Here is a 1,615-nt window from a genome sequence, read left to right as displayed (position 1 = left end):
ATTTTTCAGTTACTTGTCAAGACTATTTTTAGAATTTTTTAAACAATTCAAAAACTTCCCCTAGAAAAAGAGGAAGTTTAGAAAATATCAACCTGAATTACGCAAACCTGTTGCAATTCCGTTAATGGTTGTATGAATCAATCTTTCTTCGTCTGCTGACAATTCACCACGACGTTGACGTTTAATCAACTCCAACTGGATATAATTGAGGATATTAAAGTAAGGCATACGATAGTTTAGACTGTCTTTTAGGTAAGAGTTTTCTGCCAAGAGTTCGTCATAACCTTCAATAGCTAAAATAACATCCTTGGTCAATTGCCATTCATCTAAAATAGTGTAAAAGATAGCTTGCACTTCTTCATCTTCACAGAGCTTGGCATATTCAAAGGCGATGTTCATGTTAGACTTAGACAAGACCATGTCCACATTGGAAAGTAAAGACTGGAAGAAAGGCCAGTTTTGGTACATATCACGAAGAAACTCGATATTCTTCGGATCTTGATCAATAAACTCTTTAAAGCTTGATCCTACACCATACCAGCCAGGGAACATGACACGGCTTTGTGACCATGAGAAGACCCAAGGAATGGCACGCAAACCGCCAATTTCAGTGATGGTCTTACGAGCTGCTGGACGCGAACCGATATTGAAGCTTGAAATAGCCTTAATCGGACTGGATTCAAAGAAGTAGTCATAGAAATGTTCATTTCCAAAGACCAAGTCACGGTAGATATCATAACTACGGTCCACTACTTGATCCATAATAGCTTCGTAACGGTTTGATGTGTTGGTATCACTCTTCTTCTTAGTAATCATACGGTTAATAGCTGCAGAAACCAACATTTCAAGGTTGTAATAAGCAGCATCTTTGTTACCGTATTTGTTTCCAATCACTTCTCCTTGCTCAGTCAGACGGATACGGTCCTTGATAGACTTGAGTGGTTGGGATGTAATAGCTTCATAAGTTGGTCCACCACCACGACCTACAGTACCACCACGACCATGGAAGAAAGTGACTTTAACGCCAAATTCATCCCCAATAGCAGTCAGTTGTTGTTGGGCTTTATAGAGGGTCCAACACGATGACAGATAGCCACCGTCCTTGTTACTATCAGAGTAACCGAGCATGATTTCCTGATAGTTATCTTTTGAAGCAATCCATTTTTTAGCCAAAGGAAGAGAGAAATATTTTCTCATGGTTTCTTCCGAATGATCCAAGTCCTCGATCGTTTCAAAGAGGGGAACAATCTGAACACGGGCTTTTTGAGCATCCACCAAGCCGACTTCCTTGAGCATGATGGCTAGTTCTAGCATGTCGGAGACACTTGTTGCGTGAGAAATGATGGTTTGACGAATGACATTTTCACCCAGTTTATCCTTCAACTTGCGGGCAGCTTTAAAGATAGACAGTTCCTTCTCAAGAAGTTCTGACTTTTCAGCATGAGTTGCTGAGAGGATACGAGGGTCTTCTTCCAACTCTTTTAAGAGGAGGCTACATTTTTCATCTTCAGACAGATCGCTATAGTGGTCGTTGATACCAGCTGATGCTAACAATTCAGCCACACAGGCTTCATGAACACTAGAATCCTGGCGCATATCAATAGAAGCAAGGTAG

General features: G+C 40.7%; 1 protein-coding gene. It reads right to left on the bottom strand.

The window, feature by feature from the left end; translation table 11 throughout:
- Nucleotides 1-87: 87 nt before the first annotated feature.
- Nucleotides 88-1,615, bottom strand: a 1,528-nt coding sequence (locus SORDD24_RS07290; protein WP_155720145.1) for a phosphoenolpyruvate carboxylase, incomplete at its 5' end; no start/stop codon positions are given.

It is taken from the genome of Streptococcus oralis (assembly GCF_001579175.1).
Taxonomy (GTDB): Bacteria; Bacillota; Bacilli; order Lactobacillales; family Streptococcaceae; genus Streptococcus; species Streptococcus oralis_O.
The sequence above is the reverse complement of the archived record's forward strand: the minus strand, read 5'-3'. Positions and strand labels throughout refer to the sequence as shown.